Genomic DNA, 21,650 nt, shown 5'->3' with positions numbered 1-21,650 from the left:
TCGGCAGTTCACAGTGATCGTGTTCTTCCATCGTGAGGAGTCGTCATGCTCGCTCTCGCCCTCGTCCTGCTGCTCGCCCTTCTGCTGTTCGGCTTCGGCTTCGCCCTGAAGGTCCTATGGTGGGTCGCCCTCGTCGTCTTCGCGCTCTGGCTGCTCGGCTTCATCGCACGCGGTACCACCGCGGCAGGCTCTCGCGGCCGCTGGTACCGCTGGTAGGCGCACCGCGTGAGCCGGCCGGCCAGGGCGAATTCCGTGCGGCTTCGTACGCCGGGAGCCGGCTGTCGGGAATTCCCTGGCAAGCGCGCGGGGACCGACTGCGCACAAGAACACACGAGCATTCGGCGACAGCGGTGTCCACCGGTCGGCTTCGGCTGGTCCACCGCTGTCCTGGAACCGGCTCGGACGAAAATCCCGCCACCGCGGTGAATGAAAGGCCGGATCCCGGCCAGACGAACGGCGACATCTCGTAATCCTCGTAACCGCCCGCAGAGAGGACACCCCAATGACGGACGTTTCGCGCTTGCCCGGAGCCTACGAACACCTCTGGGACTGGCAGTTGGAGGGCTCCTGCCGTCAGGCCGAGAACAGCCTCTTCTTCCACCCCAGCGGTGAGCGGGGGGCTGCGCACAAGGCCCGGGAGGAAGCCGCGAAGGCGGTCTGCGCCGACTGCCCGGTCCGGATAGAGTGCCGGCGTCATGCCCTCGCCACCCGCGAGCCCTACGGGGTCTGGGGCGGACTGAGCGAGGACGAGCGGCACGTGCTGCTCGCGCCGCGACACCGCCAACCGGTGGCCTGAACCGTCGGATTCGAAGCGTCCTCTCGTGGCGGCGGACGCGCGCGCGGCCGCCGTACGAGAGGGGTGTACTGGCCGAACCGCACGACTGGCTCGCCCCGGTGGCCGGGGGCACAGCCAAGACCACTATGCTGCGGGTTCCTCGAAATGATCAGCATGGCCTCATCGAAAAGGACCCGGATGCCCGCCGCCGGTCTGCCCCCCGTCACCGACCGTCTGGACCCGCAGGAGATGGTCGTCCTGCACCGCGTCTTCCGCCGGGAGATACCGCTCCTGGCCGACCTGGTCGAAGCCGCCACCCCAGGCGACCGGCGGCGCACTGCCACGCTCGCCGACCACCTCGACCTGGTCCTCGGCGCTCTGGGCGAGCACCACGAGGGCGAGGACGATCTGCTGTGGCCGAAGCTGCAGGAGCGCGCCGCCCCCGGCGACGGCGTCGTCGCACGCATGGCCGGACAGCACGAGGCAGTCGCCGGCGCGCTCGGCGCGGCCACCGCGCTGTCGCGCCGGTGGCGTACCCGGGCCGACCGCGACACCGCCCGCCTGCTCGCCGACGCCTTGCGCGAACTGGACCGGCACGCCACCGCCCACATGGACGACGAAGAGGAACATCTGCTGCCCCTGATGGCGGACCACATCACCGCCGAGGAATGGTCCGAGGTCGGTGAGCGCGGGCGTCGCAGCGTCCCCAAGTCCAAGCTCCTGATCTTCCTGGGCGCGATCCTCGAGGACGCGACCGCACAAGAGCGCCAGCTGTTCCTTTCGCACATGCCCGCCCCTGCCCGTCTCCTGTGGCGCACCCTCGGCACCCGCCTCTACGACCGCACCACCGTCCGCGTCCGCCGAAGCGGCGCCGCGGCCTCCCGGCCGTAGCACCCCGACCCAGTCCCCAGGGCAGCCATCCGACCGTCGGACCCGCGACCGGTCGGGCAGAGCGGCCGCGTGGATGCGTCGGAGATTGTTGACGCGTCGGAATTCTCCGACGCATACTGGTGTCATGCCAACCGACGTATTCGGCGCGCTGGCCAACCCGGTCCGCCGCAGACTGCTCGAAAGCCTGCGGGAGGGCCCCCGCTCCACGGGAGAGCTGGCCGGCATGTTCGAGCTCGGCAGGCCTGCTGTCTCCGAGCACCTGGCGGTGCTCCGTACCGCCGGACTGGTGCGCGAGGAGCCGCGCGGCCGGCACCGCTTCTACCACCTCGAACCGGCGCGACTGGCCGAGGTGAGCGACTGGCTGCATCCGTTCGAGCACTACTGGAGGCAGCGCCTGGACGCGCTGTCCGATCTCCTGGACGAGGACGACGAGAGATGACCGAGAACAACAGGATCACCTGCGAGAGGTTCCTGTCCCACCCGCCCGCCGCGGTGTGGAGGGCCCTGACCGATCCTGACCTCCACGCCCGCTGGTGGGCCGCCGGCGACATCAAGCCCGTCGTCGGGCACCGCTTCACTCTCGACATGGGTGCCTTCGGCAACCAGCCCTGCGAGGTCACCGAGGTGGACGACCAGCGCCTGCTGGCCTACCGATTCGCCGAGGGCTCGCTCGACACCACCATCACCTGGACGCTGCACCCGGAGGGCGGGGGCACCCGCCTCGTCCTCACCCACGCGGGCTTCGACCTCGACTCACCGATGGGCCGACAGGCGTACGACGGCATGGCCGAGGGCTGGCCCCACGTCCTGAACCGGCTCGACGCCACCCTGGCCCAGACCGCCTAGGCCTGCCGACGTCGTGATGGCTTGACGCGGCGGAGCGCGTGGGACGAGACGACCGTACCGCGGAGGTGGAGTCCGTCCAGGTCGCCGGCAGGGTGCCGGACAGGGACGGGGTTCGGCCGGATTGCCGGAGCGGTCGTCGGGGCTCGCGCGGTGGCGGAGAGGAGAGCTTCGCCGGGTGGTCATCCTTGCGACGGCCGGGCACCGTCCGGCGGGCTCAGGGTGTCCGCCGGGGGGAGTCTGAGCTCGGCCCAGACGGTTTTGCCCGCTCCGGCAGGGGTGGTGCCCCAGGCGGTGGCGAGCCGGTCGACGATGCGCAGGCCACGGCCGTGGGGCTGACCCGCCTCCGGGTTCCGCATCCGTGGGGGATCGGGCACGGCGTCGGTGACGGCGATCCGCAATGTCTGCCGGTTGCGATCGAGCCGGAGGTCCAGAACGAGGGGGCCGCCGGCATGATGGGCGGCGTTGGAGAGCAGTTCGGCAGCCACCAGCAACGCGTCGTCGCCGGCCGTGCTGTCCGCACCGGTCCACCAGAGCGCCAGGGTCGCCCGGACGAACGCGAGGCCACGGCGCGAGCACCGGGTGCTGCCCATGGGGAAATCCAGACGTTCGCGGAAGGCGGGAGCGGCCAGCGGTCTGGGCATGAGAACTTCCGTGCAGCAGCGGGTCAGCGGGTCTGACCCCGGCGTGTGCCCAGCCCGGCGCGTCCTACACGGTGCGCGAGGCCCCGGAGTGGCGCGCCGCCCGCTCCAGGGACGGGTACACCGGGAAGACGAGATCGGCCTCGGTGATCCCCAGGACGCGCCGTGCCTGCGGGCTGGGCGCCGCCAACACCATCGGCACGCCGTCGTCGTCCGCGCGGCGGCGGGCCGTCAGCAGGGCGTTGAGGCCGCTGGAGGTCAGCAAGGTGACGGCGGACAGATCCACGGCGAGCAGGGTCGGCGCCTGGGCGAGCGCCCTGGCCAGAGCGTCCCGGACCAGCTCTTCGTTGTCCATGTGCAGGGCACCGGCCAGCGAGCACACCACGGCCTCGCCCTTGCGGCTGATCTCGATCCCCAGGTCCGGTTCCGAATACAGGTCTGCGCGTTCTCGGTATGTGGTCACGGCACTGCTCCAAGCCCACCGAAGGCTCCACCGTCAGAGGGGGGGTGGGCCGGGGCATCGAACCCGCGCAATCGGGCGGGGAACAGTGCGGCGACAGCCGACGGGCATCCGGTACGCCACGATGGCGGAACCGATTGACCTGCTCCTACCCCTCACAGCGGCATCCACACGTCGTCCGGCCATGCGACCGGGGGCCGTGCCCCTCCGGCCGGTCCGGCCGGACAACGGCGAGGTGGCGGGTTCACGGCATCGGGACGGCATGCAGGCAGGGGTGTCCGCCCGTGTACTCCGCGGGGGCGGACAGCACGGTCGCCGCCTCTCCCTCGATGTGGAGCCGCCACTGTGCGGTGGTGTCCGTCCAGACGTGGCCGCCGCCCGGGGCGATGTCGTCACTCAGGTGCACCAGGAGCACCGTGGGCCGGGCGTGTGCGCCGACCGGTCCGGGCAGGGTCACCGCGTAACGCCGGTGAACGGGCATGGCCACCGCCTCCTCGTGGGCGCCGACTCCCGGGCACTGCCCGGTCCCCAGGAGGGTGCCCGGCACTCCAGGCGCGGGCCGCTCGCCCGTTCCCCACACCCACTCGTCGGACATGGCCACACCTGTCGCGCCCGCACGCCTCGCCCGGCGGCGGCGGATCCACGGGCGCCCGCCGGGGGATCAGGACGCCCATGCCCCCACCGTACGCCGCACCTCGCGCTCCGGACCCGGGCGAGACTGTTCGGGCTTCACCGGCCCGGACTGCCCGGGAAGGCCGGCCCCTGTTCGCGGACGCCGCAGCCACCTTCTGCATCGAGGTCACGGCCCCGGCATCACGGCACCGCCCCGTCCCGCCCCCACTTCGGCGGCCAAGGACCCGCCCGGAAGGCCCGAGGTGGCACCCGCACCCCGAGGTGGCACCCGCACCACGGATAGAGTCTGGGCCATGAGCATGTTCAAGGCGGTCGATCAGGTCGTTCACGAGGCGCAACTCCAGCTCGCCGACGGGACGTGGGACCTCAGCGCGTCCGACTCGGCTCTGGCCCGGCAGACCGCTGCGGCCCTCGCCGGCGCCGTCGGCCCCGCGGACGTCCACGAGGCGCTGCCGAGGATCGAGCGGCTCGCCGCGCTGCGCGAGGCCCTCGCCGCTCTCGCCATGACCGTCGCGCGCACCCACGGCCACCTCGCCTGGTTCCTCGCCGACGCCAGCAGCCACCTCGCACCGGTTCTCCACTGGCGGGCCCTGGACGCCCCCGGCGGGCGTGCCTTCGGCGCCGTCCTGCCCACCGACGACGAACTCGCCGACGCCGAAGCCGCCGTCCGCCTCCTCACGGACGCGCTGACCCGCACCGGCCGCAGCTGACCACCGCGCGGGACCGCGGGCGAGCGCCGCGGACCGCGCCTCGGGCGCATACCAACGCGATCCGGCGCTGTGGCGCTCCGGGGCCACTTGCCGAGCGTACGACCGCCCGCACCGGAGGTGGGATCGCGGTGCGGGCGATGAAGGGGCTCCGACTGGCGCACCGGGCGGCTGTGTCGCCCGGTTCTTCCAGCGTACGACCGGCTCGCGGACCGGCGGCGGGCGCGCCGGTCAGGTCAGGGCAGGTCAGCGCCGGTCAGGGCAGGGCAGGTCAGGGCCGGTCAGGACAGGTCAGGGCCGGTCGTCATGGTGGCCGCATAACCAGGCCAGTCCCGCGTAGAGGCCCAACATCCGCTCGTCGTCCGCCACCCGTGCCGTTTCCGACCGGTCCGCTCCCGTACGGATCGCCACGGCCGCGGCCTGGCACTCGGCGAGCAGTTGCGCCCGGCACGGCCCCAGCGGGCCGGCCGTAGCGGCTGCCGTCACCGGCGCGACGGACCGCGTGCCCACCGCCCACCGGTACGCCTCCAGCAGCCCCTGCTCGTAGCCGGTGAACGGCCGGCGCCGCGCGTCGACCTCCTCCAGCGCTCCGAACACCTCCTCCGCCGACCGCACGCCCACCACCACCGTGTTCTCCATCGTCATAACCCCGACGCTAGGAGCAGCAGCAGACGTGTGCCCCCGCGCAGCCGCCGTCCGGACGAAGCCGCCCCCGCTGGCTGCACGAGGCCGCCAGCCCGTGTCAGCGCTCCTCGGGCTGCCACAGGGCCGGCCGTGACAGCGAGTGAGGCACCGGCACAAGCGGTGCGCCGAGGCGCGCCGGCCAACCGGTCGAGCGTCGCCGCGCACGCCTCGGTGGCGTATTCGCGTGCCCGTACCTGCGGCGGGGACATGTGGCCGAGCTCGGTCCCTCGCCGTCCGCCACGAGGCCACCGTCACCGCCGCCGTCATCAACCGAGTGGCTGTGACCGCTCCGACGATCCGCGAACCCCTGCGCGGGCGTGCGACCCGCCGATCCAGAACGTCAGGGGCTTCCGTCTGCCTCCCAGCGACCGTCGCATGGCATTGACCAGTCGTATCTGCGACCGGGCCACCTCCGCGCTGGCCTCCCGGAACTCCTCCTCGCCGAGTGGAGCACGGGCCGGATCGACCTCTCGCGCGACGCGGTCCAGGAAGCGGTCGACCGACTGCCCGAAGCCGTCGACCTCTACCGCGACCTCCGGGGGAGCGATCAAGCCGACCCGCGTCAGAACGGCGCTCCACTCGGCCCAGTCGTAGTCCCAGCCGCGACGGTCGGCGTGTGCGCGCTTGATCACCATCGTGAACTTGGCGTAGTGGCCGAGGAATTCCTGGTAGGCGATCAGTTGCTGATCGCGCGACCACTGATGGTCCTGGCCTCTCCTGGTGACGATCCCGCCCACCAGCACTCCCACGGTCGCCGAGGCCGCTCCCGTGACGGTCGTGATCAGCGCTTCCAGCAAAGTCACCCCAGCCCCCGTGCCCAGCAACTGCCGTTCGATCCGCGACGGGAACATAGCACGCGTCCCCGGTTCGGAAGCGGTTCGGCGGGTAGCCGCGGGGCACGGAACGCCGCCCGTGCGGCCGGCCTTCGGGGTGCCGCACCCGCGGCTCCCGGCCTGCCGGGTCGCACCGTCGTGAGCCCGCCGCCGGCCTGTCTTCCTGCCTACCCGCCTGCCTGCCTGCCTGCGAGGAGTCGTTCCCATGACCTCGGACACCTTTTCCGCCCCCGGCACGTTCCAGGTGCTCGGTGCGTCCCGCTCGCTCTACCGGCTCGACGCCGTCCCCGGGTCCGGAAGGCTCCCGTACAGCCTGAAGGTGCTGCTGGAGAACCTGTTGCGCAACGAGGACGGCCGTACCGTCACGGGCGACCAGATCACCGCCCTGGCCGGGTGGGGAGGCCCGCGGGCCGCGCCGGGGACCGAGATCCAGTTCACGCCGGCCCGCGTGCTGATGCAGGACTTCACGGGGGTTCCGTGCCTGGTCGACCTGGTCGCGATGCGGGAGGCGATGACGGCGCTCGGCGGCGACCCGACGCTGATCGACGCGCGGCGGCCGGTGGAGCTGGTGATCGACCACTCCGTGATCGCCGACCGGTTCGGCTCCCCGGAGGCGTTCGGCCGCAACGTCGACCTGGAGTACGAGCGCAACCGGGAGCGGTACGAGTTCCTGCGGTGGGGACAGCGGGCCCTGCGCAACCTGAGGGTCGTCCCGCCGGGCACCGGCATCTGCCACCAGGTCAACCTGGAGCACCTGGCGCGGGTGGTGTTCACCGAGGACGGTCTGGTCTTCCCCGACACGTTGGTCGGTACGGACTCCCATACGCCGATGGTCAACGGCCTCGGGGTGCTGGGCTGGGGCGTCGGCGGGATAGAGGCGGAAGCCGCGATGCTGGGCCGACCGGTCAGCATGCCGCTCCCGCGGGTGGTGGGCGTGCGGCTGACCGGGGCGTTGCCGGCGGGCAGCACCGCGACCGACCTGGTGCTGACCATCGCCGAGCGGCTCCGGGCCCACGGCGTGGTGGGTTCCTTCGTCGAGTTCCACGGGCCGGGCGTCGCCGAGGTGCCGGTGGCCAACCGGGCGACGATCGGCAACATGAGCCCGGAGTACGGCGCCACCTGCGCGATCTTCCCGATCGACGCCGAGACCCTGTCCTACCTGCGGCTCACCGGCCGCGACGAGGACCACATCGCGCTGGTGGAGGCCTACGCGAAGGAGCAGGGCCTGTGGCACGACCCGGCACACACCCCCGAGTACAGCGAGACCCTGGACATCGACCTGTCCGCCGTCGTGCCCTCGATCGCCGGCCCGAAACGGCCGCAGGACCGCATCGCCCTGGCGGACGCGCCCGGTGCTCTCCTCGCCGCCCTCGCAACGGAGACGAGCACGGACACGGGCGGACGGACCGGTACGGACACGAGCGCGGACACCGGCGGACGGGCCGGCGTGGACGAGGGCGACGAGGAGTCCTTCCCCGCCTCCGACCCGCTGTCGGTGACCGGCGAGCGCCCCGACGACCGGCCGGTGCGGGCGGCGCAAGCGCCCCTGTCCGGGGACGTGCCCCCGCCCGCGGACTCCGTACCGGAGCCCCCTGGGACCCAGCGGCTCGGGCACGGCTCGGTGGTGATCGCGGCCATCACCTCCTGCACCAACACCTCCAACCCCCAGGTGATGGTGGCCGCCGCCCTGCTGGCCCGGAAGGCCGTGGAGCGTGGTCTTCAGTCCAAGCCGTGGGTGAAGACCAGTCTCGCGCCCGGGTCACGGATCGTCATGGACTACCTCGCGCACGCCGGTCTGCTGCCGTCCCTGGAGGCGCTCGGCTTCGACCTGGTCGGCTACGGCTGCACCACGTGCATCGGCAACTCCGGGCCGCTGATCGAGGAGGTGTCGCGGGCGGTGACCGCCGACGGCCTGACGGTGGCGTCCGTCCTCTCCGGGAACCGCAACTTCGAGGGCCGCATCCACCCCGAGGTCAGACTCAACTACCTCGTCTCGCCGCCGCTCGTCGTCGCCTACGCCCTGGCCGGGTCGATGGCCCTCGACCTCACCCGCGACCCGCTGGGAACCGACGGCGACGGCCGGCCCGTCCGCCTGGCCGACATCTGGCCCGACCCGGACGAAGTCCAACGGGTGATCGCCACCAGCCTGCGGCCCGAGATGTTCACCGCCGGCTACGCCGACCTGTTCGCCGGGGACGAACGCTGGCGCGCCCTGCCCGTGCCCGAGAGCGACCTGTTCACGTGGGATCCCGACTCGACCTACGTGCGATGCCCACCGTACTTCGACGGCCTCGGCCCGGAGCCGCGGCCGCCCGGTGACCTCACCGGTGCGCGGGTCCTCGCCCTGCTGGGCGACTCGGTGACGACCGACCACATCTCCCCGGCCGGCGCGATCCGGCGTGACTCCCCGGCCGGCGAGTACTTGCAGGCCCAGGGGGTGGCGCCGCGGGACTTCAACTCCTACGGCTCCCGGCGCGGCAACCACGAGGTGATGATCCGCGGGACCTTCGCCAACATCCGCCTGCGCAACCTCCTGGCGCCCGGCACCGAAGGCGGCTTCACCCGCCACCTGCCCGACGGCGAACCGACCACCATCCACGGGGCGGCCGTCCGGTACGCCGATGAGGGCGTACCGCTGCTGGTCATCGCCGGCCGGGAGTACGGGTCCGGGTCGTCCCGGGACTGGGCGGCCAAGGGCACCGCCCTGCTCGGCGTCAGGGTCGTGCTGGCCGAGTCCTTCGAGCGCATCCACCGCTCCAACCTGGTCGGCATGGGTGTGCTGCCCCTGCAGTTCCAGCCGGGGCAGGACGCCCGGTCGCTCGGCCTGAGCGGCGAGGAGGCCTACGCCGTACGCGGGATCGCCGACCCGTCCGGCGACGCCGACGTCGAGGCCACCGGTCCCGGCGGGACGACCCGCTTCACGGCCCGCATCCGGCTCGACACCCCGACCGAGGCCGACTACTACCGGCACGGCGGCATCCTCCCCCACGCCCTGCGCGGCCTCCTCCCCTCATGAGGCCTCATGGGGGCCCGAACCCACCCGCGGCCGCGGCGGGGAAGGGTCCCGGCCGCTCCGGCCCGCGGCTGCGGATCCCGTCGGACAACTGCTGAACGGGGAACGGCTTCGCGTGGCCGTGGACCGGAAGGACGGCGCGGCCCGGGCACCCCGCGCTCCGTCCATCGTGTGAAGCAGGGCGCCGATCCGGGCACGGGCGTGCGGCGCGGCGGGCCTGCCGGGTGTGTCCGCGGCGCCTCCGGGCAGCGCTGAGCCCGGCCCTCCGGCGAGTCGATGAAGCCGATGAGCGGCCGGTCGTCGCCTCTCGGGCGGGGTGATGTTCAGCCGCCACGCCGAGCACCAGCACTCAGCGTGTCGCCCCGACTACTGATATGGATGGGCGTGTCCGAACGAGAACGGAGACCCAGTCCATGACCATCCTGACCGAACCCGGCAGCGCGGCCGCACCACCCCCCACCCGCTCCAGATCCGGGTGGAGGAACGCCGGACGGATGGTCGTGGTCTGGTTGACGACGACGGACCACAAGAAGATCGGCTCGCTGTACCTGACGACTTCGTTCGTGTTCTTCCTGCTCGGTGGGGTGATGGCCCTGGTGATGCGGGCCGAGCTGGCCCGCCCGGGCACCCAGCTGGTGTCGAACGAGCAGTACAACCAGCTGTTCACGATGCACGGCACGATCATGCTGCTGATGTTCGCGACGCCGCTGTTCGCGGGGTTCACCAACTGGATCATGCCGCTGCAGATCGGCGCACCCGACGTCGCCTTCCCCCGGCTGAACATGTTCGCCTACTGGCTGTACCTCTTCGGCTCCCTCATCGCCGTCAGCGGCTTCCTCACCCCCAACGGCGCAGCGGACTTCGGCTGGTTCGCCTACACGCCGCTGTCCGACGGCACGCACAGCCCCTGGGTGAGCAGCGACATGTGGATCATGGGTCTGGCGTTCTCCGGCTTCGGCACGATCCTCGGTGCGGTCAACTTCATCACCACGGTCATCTGCATGCGCGCGCCGGGCATGACGATGTTCCGGATGTCGATCTTCGTCTGGAACGTCCTGCTGACCTCGGTGCTGGTCCTGCTGGCCTTCCCGGTGCTGGCCGCCGCGCTGTTCGCCCTGGAGGCGGACCGCAAGTTCGGCGCCCACGTCTTCGATCCGGCCAACGGCGGACCGCTCCTGTGGCAGCACCTCTTCTGGTTCTTCGGCCACCCCGAGGTGTACATCATCGCGCTGCCGTTCTTCGGGATCATCTCCGAGGTCGTCCCGGTGTTCAGCCGCAAGCCGATGTTCGGCTACTCCGGCCTGATCGCCGCCACCATCGCGATCGCCGGTCTGTCCGTGACGGTGTGGGCGCACCACATGTTCGTCACCGGCCAGGTACTGCTGCCGTTCTTCTCGTTCATGACCTTCCTGATCGCGGTCCCGACCGGTGTGAAGTTCTTCAACTGGATCGGCACCATGTGGAAGGGCTCGCTCAGCTTCGAGACCCCGATGCTCTGGTCGGTCGGCTTCCTGGTCACCTTCCTCTTCGGCGGCCTGACCGGGGTGATGCTGGCCTCTCCCCCGATCGACTTCCACGTCTCGGACTCGTACTTCGTCGTCGCCCACTTCCACTACGTGGTCTTCGGCACCGTGGTCTTCGCGATGTTCGCCGGCTTCCACTTCTGGTGGCCCAAGTGGACCGGCAAGATGCTCGACGAACGCCTCGGCCGCATGTGCTTCTGGACGCTGTTCATCGGCTTCCACGCCACCTTCCTGGTGCAGCACTGGCTCGGCGCCGAGGGCATGCCCCGCCGCTACGCCGACTACCTCGCCTCCGACGGTTTCACCACCCTGAACACCGTCTCCACCATCGGCTCGTTCCTGCTCGGCCTGTCGATCCTGCCCTTCCTCTACAACGTCTGGAAGACCGCCAAGTACGGCGAGCTCGTGGCCGAGGACGACCCCTGGGGCTACGGCCGTTCGCTGGAGTGGGCGACGTCCTGCCCGCCGCCGCGGCACAACTTCGTCACCCTTCCCCGGATCCGCTCCGAATCCCCCGCCTTCAACCTCCACCACCCCGACATCCCCGACGACCTCCAGGACGCCGGGCGCCAGAGCGGAGCCCCCGCCGTGACCACCAGGGACCGGAACGGCGGATGAGGACACCCCGGCCCCACCAGCCCCGGCCCCACCAGCCCCGGCGCCCGCCCCCGCCCGGCCCCTCGCTCGCCGCCGACACCGATGCCGGCCACGGCGTGCAGCAACTCGAGGGATACCTGTACTGGCAGGCCGAAACCGAAGAGGCCCGGCAGGCCGCCCGCGACCTGGCCGACCACCTCCCCTGGCTCACCGGCACCCAGCGCCACGACCTCGAACACCACTACACCCGCGCCCACCTCCACGTGTCCCGCGCGTACCTCACCCGGCTGCGCGGTCGCCGCGACGAACTGCGCGCCGAGTACGAGGCCCGCTACCGCCACCTGCGGGCGCGATGCGTGCTCACCGCACTCCTCGTGACGACCACGGCCGTGCTGTGCGCCGTCCTCAGCCTGATCCACCGCTGACCGGCCGGGGCCCGACGGTGCCCGCCTTCCCGCCGAAGCCGGGCACCTCGCGTCCGTCCAGCCGGCCGGGGGTCAGGCGTCGGTCGTCGTCGAGTGCCTGACCCAGCGGGTTTCCGCGATGCCGCAGGTGTAGGCGTGCGCCGCGGCGGCACGGAGACGACGGTCCGCGAGCCAGGGGCCGAAGATGCCGGCCCCGGATCCGGCGAAGCCGGGGTTGGTGAAGAGCCTCAACTCGTCCACCAGGTCCTGCCGTAGGAGGGACGTCACGAACCCCGCGCCGCCGAAGCACAGCAGGTCGCCGGCGGCCTCCTTCTTGGCCCGGGCGACGGCCTGGTCGAACTCGCCGTTGAGGACGGTGGTGTTCGGCCAGGCGCGCTCCGGCCGGCCCGTTCGGCTGACGACGAACTTGGGCAGAGCGCCGATGGCGCGGCTGAAGTTCCACTCCCCGTCGGTCGGGTGTCGGCGGGCCATCGCGTCCCAGTGGGCGAGGTAGCCTTCGTCGGCCATCGGACGGCTGAGGAGGATCCCCGCGGCGTCGGCGAACAGGTCGTTGAACGCTTCGCGCAGGTCCTCGCTCCAGGGCCACTGCGGCCCCCAGTTCCACAGCTGCCAGGTCGAATCCGCGAGCGTGCTGCTCACACAGCCGTCGATGGAGATCTGCATCGCCACGACCAAGCGGTTCATGACGTCCCTTTCTGTTCCTGGGCGGCCGGGGCCGCCTCTTCCCGGCGCTGCCACCCCCGAGTGACGGCACGGTGCGGATCGGCCGAACGGCCCGGCGCGTCACGGGCCGCTGCCGGCGGGAGGCGCTGACGGGGACGGCCCGCCGGCCGGACGGGCGGGTTCAGTACCGCTCGGCCCGGCGGGCCAGCGCAGCCATGGTCTCCGGCCAGTCGGCGGTGATCTGCGGGCCGATCCCGGGGCCGGCGTCGTCGGAGCCCTCCCCCGTGATCTCCAGCCGGTAGGTGATGCGAGCACCCCTTTCCACCGGGAGGACCTGGTGCACGGTGCGCAGGCGGACCGGACCGAAGACCGCCTCGTCGACGAAGCTCTCACCGGGGGTCACCTCGTCGAGGCGGAGCTCGACCGGGTCCTGCCCCCGGGGCACCATGGTGATCTCACCGCCGTCGGTGAAGCCGCCGCGCAACTCGATCTTCTCGATGTCGGTGTTCCACTCGGGCCAGGTCGCGACATCGGCCCAGATGCGCCAGACGGCAGAGGGTGCGGCGCTGGTCTCGACGCTGTGTTCGTACTTCCACACGGTGGCCTCCGGTTCATTGACAGGTGTGCAGTTGCGGATCATCGGCGCGCAGAGCATCTGCGCGGGGCGGCTGGTCGCCTGTGCCGGCGGTGCCGGGGATCGGCTCCGGGCGGAGGGGACCGGCCGGAGCCGGAAGGCCCTGCCGGACGGCGACAGCGAGAACCCGCGGCGGGGAGGAAGGAGCCTCCACACACGGAACTGTACATCGAAACGAGGTAACTCGAATAGAGGTAATGGCGTGCATGGAGGAGCGCCCTCACGGGCCCCTCCGACGACGTGCGACCAGACGGCGATCGGCCCCTGCCCGGCTCGCACTCATGCACCCCGAGCAGGGGCCGAATCGGATGCACGTCAAGCTCAGTTGAGCCCGCGCAGCTTGTCGGGGTTGACCTGGAACCGCAGGTTCCGGATGAGGCCCTCGGCGATGTCGTAGCTGAGGGCGCCGACGGGGTGACCGCCCATGGTGAACAGCACCCCCTGCTCGCCGTTGATGCTCGCCGCCTGCCAGGCCATCCCCCGCAGTTCCGGCTTGGCCAGGACGCCGAGCATCCAGCGGGCCACCGGATCGGTCCCGTGCAGCGGCCGACGAGCGGCGGTGACCTTGCCGCCGCCGTCGGACCAGGCGGTGACATCGGGGGCGAGCAGTTCCATCATCGCGTTCAGGTCGCCGCCGGTGCAGGCGGCGAGGAAGCGGTCGGTGACGTCGCGGCGCTGCGCCGGGTCGGCGTCGAAGCGGGGACGGCGGGCCTGGACGTGCCCCCGTGCCCGATGCGCGGTCTGGCGGACCGTCGCCTCGCTGCGGCCGAGGATCTCGGCGATCTCCACGTGGGAATAGCCGAATGCCTCGCGCAGCACGAAGACGGCGCGTTCCACGGGGGTGAGGCTCTCCAGCACCACGAGCATCGCCGTGGAGACGGTGTCGGCCAGCTCCGCCTCCTCGGCGATGTCGGGGGCCGTGAGCAGGGGTTCGGGCAGCCACGGGCCGACATAGGACTCGCGAGTGGCGCGCGCCGAGGTCAGCCGGTTCAACGACAGGTTGGTGACCGTGCGCACCAGGTAGGCGCGGGGATTGGCCACCACCCCCCGTTCCGTCTGCGCCCACTTGATCCAGGCGTCCTGCAGCACGTCCTCCGCGTCGGCCACGCTCCCCAGGAGCCGGTAGGCGGTCCCGAACAGGAGCCGCCGGTGCTCCGTGAAGTCGTCCAGGCCGGCGGCCTCGTCGGCGGAAGGGTGCGCGGCGGAAGAGTTGATCATGGCGGTCAGGCTGCCAGGGTGGCCGCCGCCCGGGCAAGGGACTTGAGCCCGGCCGCGCTTCTCAGGAGGATCGGGTCCAGCCGGGCCCAGCCTCGGGCCTGGCGTCGGCCGGCCGGCCGACGCAACACGGTGGACACGACGGTGCGGGCCGCTGGTGCCGGGCGCAGCAGCCACAGGGGGATGGTGACGGGGTCGGGGGCGTCGAAGGCTGTCCTGCTGTCTGACAGGTGCGGCTCGATGATGCGCCGCCCGACGGCGCGGCGTCAAGGTGCGGTACCTGCCCCGACTCGCCGGGGAGGGGCGCCGGCAGCCTGCGGTCGCCTGGCGTCGGCTCCGCTCGTGCACGGACCCTTTCGACGAGACGTCCCCGACTGATCGGATTTGATCGTACGGCTCTCGCAAGGCAGGCTCGGTGCCGCACAGTGGTGGAACCGCCACGTTCCGGCACGGAGGGAGCCGCATGTCCGGGACCGAGCACAGCAAACCGACGGCACACGTGGTCGTCGGGTATACCCCGCAGGACGCCTTCGTCGCCGTCCAGTTCAGTCCGCCTCCGGCGGAATACGTGTGGCACGACCGGCAGGCCGAGCACCGCCGGGACCGGTTCGGGCCGGGCAACTGCTACCAGCAGTGGCTCGCCGTCGATCTCGCCACCGGTGCCGTCTGGTTCGGGGACACCGACTGGCGAGCACAGGGCGAGGAGACCGCCCCCGAGCTCCCGGGACATCGCCGGGCCACGGTCGGCGACGGCGCACTGCCGTCCCCGGCCGTGTTCACGGTCCCGCTCGCCCACCGCACGGTGGACGACCACGGCTCCGACGTCTGGCGCTTCTTCAGCGCCGAGGAGCTCCATGCGCTCGTCCGGCGGGTCCTGCCCCTGGTCCAGCGGGTGATCGACTCGCTGCACCGGGTGGGCCCGAGCGGGAGCCTGGAATGGTCCGCCGAGGCTGCTACGGCCTGGACCGACCTCGAACAGGCCTGCCGGTTCACGCTCCACGCGACGGGGACGGCGGCCTGGGCCGAACCCCGCGCGAACCCGGTTCCCGCGTGGCGGGTCGAAGTGGCGGACTTCCTCGACCGGAATCCGGAGCTGTGCGACCCGGCCTGGGCGACAGCCACCGACGCCGAGCTGGACGACTGGGCCGCCTACGAACCCGATTCCGGTTACGGCGGCGTGCCGGGACGGGTCTGCGCCCAGGCGGGCGTCCGGATCGAGGAGGGTTACGCCTTCTACGGCCACCGTGCAGCTCTGTACGCCTACCGCGCGGCGGCCTGCGGCGACCGCACTCCGGTCGACGCCGGGCTCTGGCTGCGGACCAGCGAGGCCGGACGGAGCAGCTGGGAGGACGCGAAGGTCGTGGGAGCGAGTCTCGCCGACGCCACCGACTGCGTGTTGAACCACCTCGCCGAGACGTTCCGCAGCGCCGCCGCCGACGACGGCGTGGTCCTCACCGGCCTCCCGGCCTACCTGCGGCAGCAGCGCGCCGAGGAGAGGTCGGCGGTCGACGAGACGCTGGCCGCCACCGGGGAGGAACTCGAGCGCCTGGAGGAGTTGCTCAAGGAGGTGCGCCTGGTCCGGAACACCGTCCTGACCCGGGTCCTCAGCTGGACCGACGGGCGGGACGACGAGGCGATCGCTCGTCTCGCGGCGATGTCCCCCGTCGCCGTGGCCGAGTGGCGTGAGCGGCTCACCGCCGACCGGGGCCACCGGTCGGAGGCGTGAGCGGCTGCCCGGAGGCCCTGCCCGCAGGAGGGGCGGCGGCGTTCCGTCACGCACTCGTCGGGGCGTTGCCCGCGGCTCCGGAGAGGGCGGCCAGTGCCTGCGCGGCGAGCATCCGTTCCAGGGCCAGCAGGGCGCGCGGGGCGTGCCGGGTGTCGATGCGGACGGTGTAGATGAAGCGCGTGAGCTCCGGGTCGGCGAGGGGTCGCGCCACGACCTGGGTGCTGCCCGGGGGAAGGGCCAGCCGCGGCATGACGGCGACGCAGAGGCCGGCAGCCACGAAGCCGAGCACCGTGTTGAAGTCGTCGCCGTCGTATTCCAGGCGGGCCTGGAATGCCGGTGTCTTGGCCATCTGGGCGAGCAGCTCCAGGCGCAACGCGGCCTCCGGAGCTGCTATCCACGTCTCGGACGCGAGGTCCGCCAGGTCGATGACGTCCCGGTCGGCGAGGTGGTGGTCGGCCGGGACGACTGCCACGACCGGGTCGCGTGCGACCAGCGTTCGGCGCAGCGTCCGGGGCGGTGGCATCGGGATGAAGTCGTAGTCGTAGCTGAGGGCCAGGTCCATGTCTCCCCGCTTGAGGCGGCTGTAGCCGGCGTCCGGTTCCACCTGGGAGAGGCTGACCTGGATGTCCGGATAGGTCGCGTGGAGTTCCGCCAGCGCCTGCGGGACGATGCCGGCGGCGGACGAGGCGAAGGCGCCGAGTCTGATCCGTCCCGCGGTGCCCGCCCGCATGGCGTCGAGTTCCACGGACGCAGCCGCGAGTGCGCCCCGGACGCGCTGTTCGGCGTCGAGGAGCACCATCCCGGCCGGGGTGGCGCGCACGGGCCGCCGCTCGATCAGGATGAGGCCGGCGCGGCGTTCGAGTTCGGCGATCTGCTGCGAGACGGCGGGCGCGCTGTAGCCCAGTTCGCGTGCGGCGGCGTTGAAGGAGCCGTGGCGGACCACGGCCTCGAGGGTGGCGAGCAGCCGGGGGTCGAGTCTCTGCACGGAGTTAAGGCTCACTTATCTGTCGCGAAGATGTCTTTTCTTGTACTTAAGCGTGAACGGCAGCAGGATTCATGTTCGCGGCCCGGATGTGCAAGCCTCCGCTCCCGGGTCCGCGACCAATCCCCACCCTCCTCGGGCTCGTTCGTGTGCCCGCGGGCCGTGCACCCCCTCCTCCGCGACCCGCCCGCACCCGCATCGGTCGGGCGGGCCGCGGAGGGGACGGCCGTCGACGATCCGCCCCCGCTGCTGAAAGGAAGTGGTATGCCCAAGCCACTCATCGGACTGACCACCTACCTCGCCGACGCTCAGTGGGGTGAGTGGGAGCTGCCCGCCGCGCTGCTGCCCGCGGCGTACGTCAGCTGCCTCCGGGCGGCGGGCGGCCGGGTGGTGCTGCTGCCGCCGGACGCGCCGGAGGCCGCGCCGGACGTCGTGGCACGCCTGGACGCGATCGTCCTCACCAGCGGCGAGGACGTGGATCCCGCGTTGTACGGGGCGCAGCCGCATCCCTGCACGGGGCCGCCGATGCGCGAGCGCGACCGGTGGGAGTGGGCCGTGCTGGACGAGGCTCTCGCGCGTGACATGCCGGTGCTCGGAGTGTGTCGCGGAATGCAGCTGATGAACGTGCACGCGGGCGGCACCCTGATCCAGCACCTCCCCGAGACCGTGGGCCACCACGGGCACAACCTGCACGGCGGCCACTTCTCCCCCCATGCCGTCACCACGGTGCCGGGGACGCGGATCGGCGCGCTCCTTCCGGGGACCCGCCAGGTCGCCACGCACCACCATCAGGCGGTGGAGTCCCTCGGAGCCGGCCTGGTCGTGGGCGCCCGCACGGCGGACGGCACCGTCGAGGCGATCGAGAGCACCCGGCACCGCTTCGCGGTCGGCGTGCAGTGGCACCCCGAAATGGCCTTCGACTCGGCGGTGGTGCACGCCCTGGTGGCCGCGGCCAGGTCGACCCAGAGCCCTGCGCCGACGGGTGCCGACGAGCGGAAGGTGCCTGTCCGGCGGAGCGCTTCGGAGCTCTCCGGTACGACGCCGGTGTCTTGACAGACGTCACTGCAGGCCCCAGGATCAGCCCGTGAACCTGTCAGACAGCCAGACAGGTGGTCCGGCCCCGCGGCGCGTCAGCGCGATGGAAGCGGTGTTCGGCCACCTGCGCAGCGCCATCGAGCGCGGTCAGTACGCCGTGGGAGACAAGCTCCCCTCGGAAGCCGAGCTGTGCCGGACCCTGGAGGTCAGCCGGCCCGTGCTGCGGGAGGCACTCCGTGCCCTGCAGACCATGGGCCTGACGGTCTCGCGGACGGGCAAGGGCACCTTCGTCGTGGCGAACACGGTCGACGACCCGACCTTCGGCGACTACGCGGCCAGCGATCTCCTGGAGGTGCGCCGGCACGTCGAGATCCCGGTCGCCGGCTACGCGGCGCTGCGCCGCACCCCGGAGGACCTGGACCACTTGGGCCACCTGCTCGACCGGATGGAGCGGGAGACCGACACCACCGCGTGGGTCGCCCTGGACACCGTGTTCCACCTGGCGGTGGCCGAGGCCTCCGGCAACCCGGTGTTCCGCCGGGTGATCGAGGAGATCCGTGACGCACTGGCGCGTCAGTCGACCTTCCTCAACGAACTCGGCGGTCGCCGCGAGCAGTCCAACTGCGAGCACCGGGCGATCGTCGAGGCCCTGATCGACGGTTCCGAGCCCGACGCCGTCGAGGCGATGTCCCACCACCTCCACCGTGTGGAGGCCACCCTCACCGACATCGTGCGCCCCCAGCGCGCGGACACCTCAAGAGAAGGCAGGGCCGAGGCGTGAGCGAGCAGTTCCTCAAAGACGAGAAGCGCCCCACGACCCGTCACGTCGATGCCGGCGACACCGGCTACAGCAAGTCCCTGAAGGCCCGGCACGTCAACATGATCGCCATCGGCGGAGCCATCGGCACCGGGCTGTTCCTCGGTGCGGGCGGACGGCTCGCCGACGCCGGGCCCTCCCTGTTCGTCGCGTACGCCGTCTGCGGCGTCTTCGCGTTCCTCGTCGTGCGAGCGCTCGGCGAACTCGTCCTGTACCGCCCCTCCTCCGGCGCCTTCGTGTCGTACGCCCGGGAGTTCCTGGGAGAGAAGGGCGCGTACACCGCCGGCTGGATGTACTTCCTCAACTGGGCGACCACCGGCATCGCCGACATCACCGCGGTGGCCACGTACACCCACTACTGGCACCTGTTCTCCGACGTCCCGCAATGGGTGATCGCGCTCATAGCCCTCGCCGTGGTCCTCACCGTGAACCTCATCTCGGTACGGATCTTCGGCGAACTGGAGTTCTGGTTCGCCATCGTCAAGGTCAGCGCCCTGGTCATCTTCATGGGCATCGCGATCTTCCTGCTCGTCACCCGCCACCAGGTCGACGGCGTCGTACCCGGCCCGTCCCTGATCACCGACAACGGCGGGATCTTCCCCAACGGCCTGCTGCCGATGCTGCTGATCATCCAGGGCGTCGTCTTCGCCTACGCCTCCGTCGAACTGGTCGGCGTGACGGCCGGTGAGACCGAGAACCCCGAGAAGATCATGCCGAAGGCGATCAACTCCATCATGTGGCGCGTGGGCCTGTTCTACGTCGGCTCGGTCGTGCTGCTGTCGATGCTGATGCCGTGGAACAGGTACACCTCCGGCCAGAGCCCCTTCGTGACCGTGCTCTCCCACATCGGCGTGCCGGCCGCGGGCAGCGTGATGAACCTGGTCGTCCTCACCGCGGCGATGTCCTCGCTCAACTCCGGCCTCTACTCCACCGGCCGCATCCTGCGCTCCATGGCCGTCAACGGATCCGCGCCGCGCTTCACCGCCCGGATGAGCCGCACCCAGGTGCCCTACGGCGGCATCCTGCTCACCAGCGGCATGTGCGTCCTCGGTGTCGGCCTCAACTTCGTGGTCCCCGCCGACGCGTTCGAGATCGTGCTCAACCTCGCGGCCATCGGCATCATCGCGACCTGGGGCATGATCATGGTCTGCCACCTGCTGTTCTGGCGGAAGACCACGGCCGGCGAACTGACCCGCCCCGCCTACCGCCTGCCCGGCTCGCCCTGGACCGAACTCGTGACCCTGGCCTTCCTCGCCGCCGTCCTGGTCCTCATGTACGCCGACGGCGGCGCCGGACGCACCACCGTGCTGTGCGTACCGCTGATCGCCGCGGCACTCGTCGCCGGCTGGTACGCGATCCGCGGACGCATCGCGCGCGTCGCCGCCGGAACCGACGACTGAACCCGGCGGGCCCGGGCGGATCCGCGGACCGCGCATCCGCCCGGGCCGGCCGCACGCAGGCACCAGACCAGCAGTCCCGAGCCATCACGATCGAGGCAGTCATGCTCACCAGCCCCCTCGCGGACGCGCCCGCGATCCGCGAGCCCCGCCACGCACCCGTCGCCCACGTCACCCGTGCCGGCGTGGTCGAGGGCACCCACTACGGTTCCGTCGTCGTCCTCGACGGCGACGGCAGGCTCCGGTTCCACCTCGGCGACGCGGAGGCCGCGTGCTACCCGCGGTCGGCCCTCAAGCCCGTCCAGGCCGTCGCGATGGTCCGCGCCGGACTGCCGCTCGACGGCGAACTGCTCGCCCTCGCGATGGGCAGCCATTCCGGCGAGGAACGCCACCTCGCCGCCACCCGGCGGATCCTGGCGCTCGCCGGCCTCACCGAGGACGACCTGCGCAACGTCCCGGACCTGCCGTACGGCCCGGCCGTCCGCGACACCTGGATCCGGCAGGACCGGCCCCCGTCCAGGCTCGCCCAGAACTGCTCGGGCAAGCACGCCGCGATGCTCACCCTCTGCAAGCTCAACGGATGGCCGCTGGACGACTACGACGCCCCCGAGCACCCGCTCCAACGGGTGATCGCGGAAGTCGTGGAGGACCTCACCGGCCAGCGCATCGCCCACGTCACGGTGGACGGCTGCGGCACCCCGCTGTTCGCCGTCTCCCTCCACGGTCTGGCCCGTGCCGCCGCGCGCATCGCCACCGGGGCGCCCGGGACACCCGAGTTCCGGGTGGCGGACGCGCTGCGCAGCCACCCCGAGATGGCCTCCGGCGCGGGGCGGGACGTGGCTCGACTGATGCAGGCGGTGCCGGGGCTGCTCGCCAAGGACGGCTTCGAGGGCGTCCAGATCGCCGCGCTGCCGGACGGCCGCGCCGTCGCCCTGAAGATCGCCGACGGGGCGGACCGGGCGCGCATCCCGGTGACGGCAGCCGCCCTGGCGCTGGCGGGAGTCGACCCGCGGCTGCTGACCGGCTTCGCGGGCGAGCCGACGTTCGGCGGCGGCCGGCCCGTCGGCGGCGTGCGCCCGGCGGCCGCGCTGGAACCGGCGGCCCTGCTCGCCCGCCCGTGACCCGAACCATCACTGCGAGAAAGAGGACCCGCACG

23 protein-coding genes are annotated in these 21,650 nt (G+C 71.8%); 14 read left to right on the top strand and 9 right to left on the bottom strand.

The genetic code is table 11. The features are described from left to right. The first annotated feature begins 45 nt into the window (after positions 1-45). From MCM47_RS08500 to MCM47_RS08480, 5 genes are all read left to right on the top strand, one after another. On the top strand, positions 46-216 hold the full coding sequence (locus MCM47_RS08500) for a hydrophobic protein (protein ID WP_238859959.1): 171 nt from the start codon (positions 46-48) through the stop codon (positions 214-216). A 286-nt stretch (positions 217-502) separates the two neighbouring features. Next, positions 503-796: a WhiB family transcriptional regulator gene (locus MCM47_RS08495; protein ID WP_238859957.1), complete on the top strand. Its 294-nt coding sequence runs from the start codon at positions 503-505 to the stop codon at positions 794-796. A 177-nt stretch (positions 797-973) separates the two neighbouring features. Then, entirely contained in the window at positions 974-1,666 is a 693-nt protein-coding gene (locus MCM47_RS08490; protein WP_238859955.1) for a hemerythrin domain-containing protein, read from the top strand. Positions 1,667-1,790: 124 nt separating this feature from the next. After that, positions 1,791-2,105 (top strand): helix-turn-helix transcriptional regulator, encoded by a 315-nt coding sequence (locus tag MCM47_RS08485; RefSeq protein WP_238859954.1) that lies wholly within the window; start codon positions 1,791-1,793, stop codon positions 2,103-2,105. Further along, positions 2,102-2,512: an SRPBCC domain-containing protein gene (locus MCM47_RS08480; protein WP_238859953.1), complete on the top strand. Its 411-nt coding sequence runs from the start codon at positions 2,102-2,104 to the stop codon at positions 2,510-2,512. Before MCM47_RS08485 ends, MCM47_RS08480 begins: the two co-directional genes overlap by 4 nt. A gap of 179 nt (positions 2,513-2,691) precedes the next feature. Here the strand turns inward: MCM47_RS08480 and MCM47_RS08475 are convergent, their stop codons facing one another. The 3 genes from MCM47_RS08475 to MCM47_RS08465 all read right to left on the bottom strand — a co-directional run bounded on the left by MCM47_RS08475 (position 2,692) and on the right by MCM47_RS08465 (position 4,091). Further along, entirely contained in the window at positions 2,692-3,102 is a 411-nt protein-coding gene (locus MCM47_RS08475) for an ATP-binding protein (protein ID WP_238859952.1), read from the bottom strand. A gap of 115 nt (positions 3,103-3,217) precedes the next feature. Continuing rightward, on the bottom strand, positions 3,218-3,613 hold the full coding sequence (locus MCM47_RS08470; RefSeq protein ID WP_238859951.1) for an STAS domain-containing protein: 396 nt from the start codon (positions 3,611-3,613) through the stop codon (positions 3,218-3,220). A 241-nt stretch (positions 3,614-3,854) separates the two neighbouring features. Next, entirely contained in the window at positions 3,855-4,091 is a 237-nt protein-coding gene (locus MCM47_RS08465) for a DUF6296 family protein (protein ID WP_238859950.1), read from the bottom strand. A gap of 445 nt (positions 4,092-4,536) precedes the next feature. On the opposite strand from MCM47_RS08465, the gene MCM47_RS08460 reads away from it, so the two are divergent. Further along, complete coding sequence (locus MCM47_RS08460; protein ID WP_238859949.1) at positions 4,537-4,953, top strand: hypothetical protein; 417 nt, start codon at positions 4,537-4,539, stop codon at positions 4,951-4,953. Positions 4,954-5,241: 288 nt separating this feature from the next. On the opposite strand, the gene MCM47_RS08455 is transcribed toward MCM47_RS08460, so the two are convergent. Both MCM47_RS08455 and MCM47_RS08450 read right to left on the bottom strand, forming a co-directional pair. Next, entirely contained in the window at positions 5,242-5,595 is a 354-nt protein-coding gene (locus MCM47_RS08455; RefSeq protein WP_238859948.1) for a hypothetical protein, read from the bottom strand. A 305-nt stretch (positions 5,596-5,900) separates the two neighbouring features. Then, positions 5,901-6,485, bottom strand: a complete 585-nt coding sequence (locus MCM47_RS08450; protein ID WP_238859947.1) for a hypothetical protein — start codon at positions 6,483-6,485, stop codon at positions 5,901-5,903. Positions 6,486-6,672: 187 nt separating this feature from the next. Here MCM47_RS08450 and MCM47_RS08445 point away from each other — a divergent pair, with 187 nt between their 5' ends. The 3 genes from MCM47_RS08445 to MCM47_RS08435 all read left to right on the top strand — a co-directional run bounded on the left by MCM47_RS08445 (position 6,673) and on the right by MCM47_RS08435 (position 12,025). After that, positions 6,673-9,483, top strand: a complete 2,811-nt coding sequence (locus tag MCM47_RS08445) for an aconitate hydratase (protein ID WP_238859945.1) — start codon at positions 6,673-6,675, stop codon at positions 9,481-9,483. Between the two features lie 410 nt (positions 9,484-9,893). Next, positions 9,894-11,621, top strand: coding sequence for a cytochrome c oxidase subunit I (gene ctaD / locus MCM47_RS08440; RefSeq protein WP_238859943.1), 1,728 nt, complete (start codon positions 9,894-9,896; stop codon positions 11,619-11,621). Further along, entirely contained in the window at positions 11,618-12,025 is a 408-nt protein-coding gene (locus MCM47_RS08435) for a hypothetical protein (protein WP_238859941.1), read from the top strand. The genes ctaD and MCM47_RS08435 overlap by 4 nt, the downstream gene beginning before the upstream one ends. 72 nt (positions 12,026-12,097) lie before the next feature. Here the strand turns inward: MCM47_RS08435 and MCM47_RS08430 are convergent, their stop codons facing one another. The 3 genes from MCM47_RS08430 to MCM47_RS08420 form a co-directional block, all read right to left on the bottom strand. Beyond that, positions 12,098-12,709, bottom strand: a complete 612-nt coding sequence (locus MCM47_RS08430; protein WP_238859939.1) for a dihydrofolate reductase family protein — start codon at positions 12,707-12,709, stop codon at positions 12,098-12,100. A gap of 160 nt (positions 12,710-12,869) precedes the next feature. Then, the gene (locus tag MCM47_RS08425) at positions 12,870-13,286 is read right to left on the bottom strand and encodes an SRPBCC family protein (RefSeq protein ID WP_238859936.1); all 417 of its coding nucleotides are present in this window, start codon (positions 13,284-13,286) and stop codon (positions 12,870-12,872) included. A gap of 357 nt (positions 13,287-13,643) precedes the next feature. Next, positions 13,644-14,540 carry an RNA polymerase sigma-70 factor gene (locus MCM47_RS08420; protein ID WP_238859934.1) on the bottom strand — a complete coding sequence of 299 codons (897 nt, stop codon included), beginning with the start codon at positions 14,538-14,540 and terminating at the stop codon, positions 13,644-13,646. A 460-nt stretch (positions 14,541-15,000) separates the two neighbouring features. On the opposite strand from MCM47_RS08420, the gene MCM47_RS08415 reads away from it, so the two are divergent. Then, on the top strand, positions 15,001-16,263 hold the full coding sequence (locus MCM47_RS08415; protein ID WP_238859932.1) for a hypothetical protein: 1,263 nt from the start codon (positions 15,001-15,003) through the stop codon (positions 16,261-16,263). Positions 16,264-16,309: 46 nt separating this feature from the next. Here MCM47_RS08415 and MCM47_RS08410 read toward each other — a convergent pair whose 3' ends face one another. After that, on the bottom strand, positions 16,310-17,248 hold the full coding sequence (locus tag MCM47_RS08410) for a LysR substrate-binding domain-containing protein (RefSeq protein ID WP_238859930.1): 939 nt from the start codon (positions 17,246-17,248) through the stop codon (positions 16,310-16,312). A 261-nt stretch (positions 17,249-17,509) separates the two neighbouring features. Here MCM47_RS08410 and MCM47_RS08405 point away from each other — a divergent pair, with 261 nt between their 5' ends. From MCM47_RS08405 to MCM47_RS08390, 4 genes are all read left to right on the top strand, one after another. Then, the gene (locus tag MCM47_RS08405) at positions 17,510-18,298 is read left to right on the top strand and encodes a gamma-glutamyl-gamma-aminobutyrate hydrolase family protein (protein WP_238859928.1); all 789 of its coding nucleotides are present in this window, start codon (positions 17,510-17,512) and stop codon (positions 18,296-18,298) included. An 85-nt stretch (positions 18,299-18,383) separates the two neighbouring features. Then, complete coding sequence (locus MCM47_RS08400) at positions 18,384-19,061, top strand: FadR/GntR family transcriptional regulator (protein WP_238860061.1); 678 nt, start codon at positions 18,384-18,386, stop codon at positions 19,059-19,061. Continuing rightward, positions 19,058-20,497 carry an amino acid permease gene (locus MCM47_RS08395; RefSeq protein WP_238859926.1) on the top strand — a complete coding sequence of 480 codons (1,440 nt, stop codon included), beginning with the start codon at positions 19,058-19,060 and terminating at the stop codon, positions 20,495-20,497. Before MCM47_RS08400 ends, MCM47_RS08395 begins: the two co-directional genes overlap by 4 nt. Before the next feature lie 101 nt (positions 20,498-20,598). Beyond that, complete coding sequence (locus tag MCM47_RS08390; protein WP_238859924.1) at positions 20,599-21,615, top strand: asparaginase; 1,017 nt, start codon at positions 20,599-20,601, stop codon at positions 21,613-21,615. The last annotated feature ends 35 nt before the right edge of the window (positions 21,616-21,650 follow it).

Source organism: Kitasatospora sp. A2-31 (assembly GCF_022288725.1).
Taxonomy (GTDB): domain Bacteria; phylum Actinomycetota; class Actinomycetes; order Streptomycetales; family Streptomycetaceae; genus Kitasatospora.
This window is presented reverse-complemented; position numbering and strand designations above follow the sequence as displayed.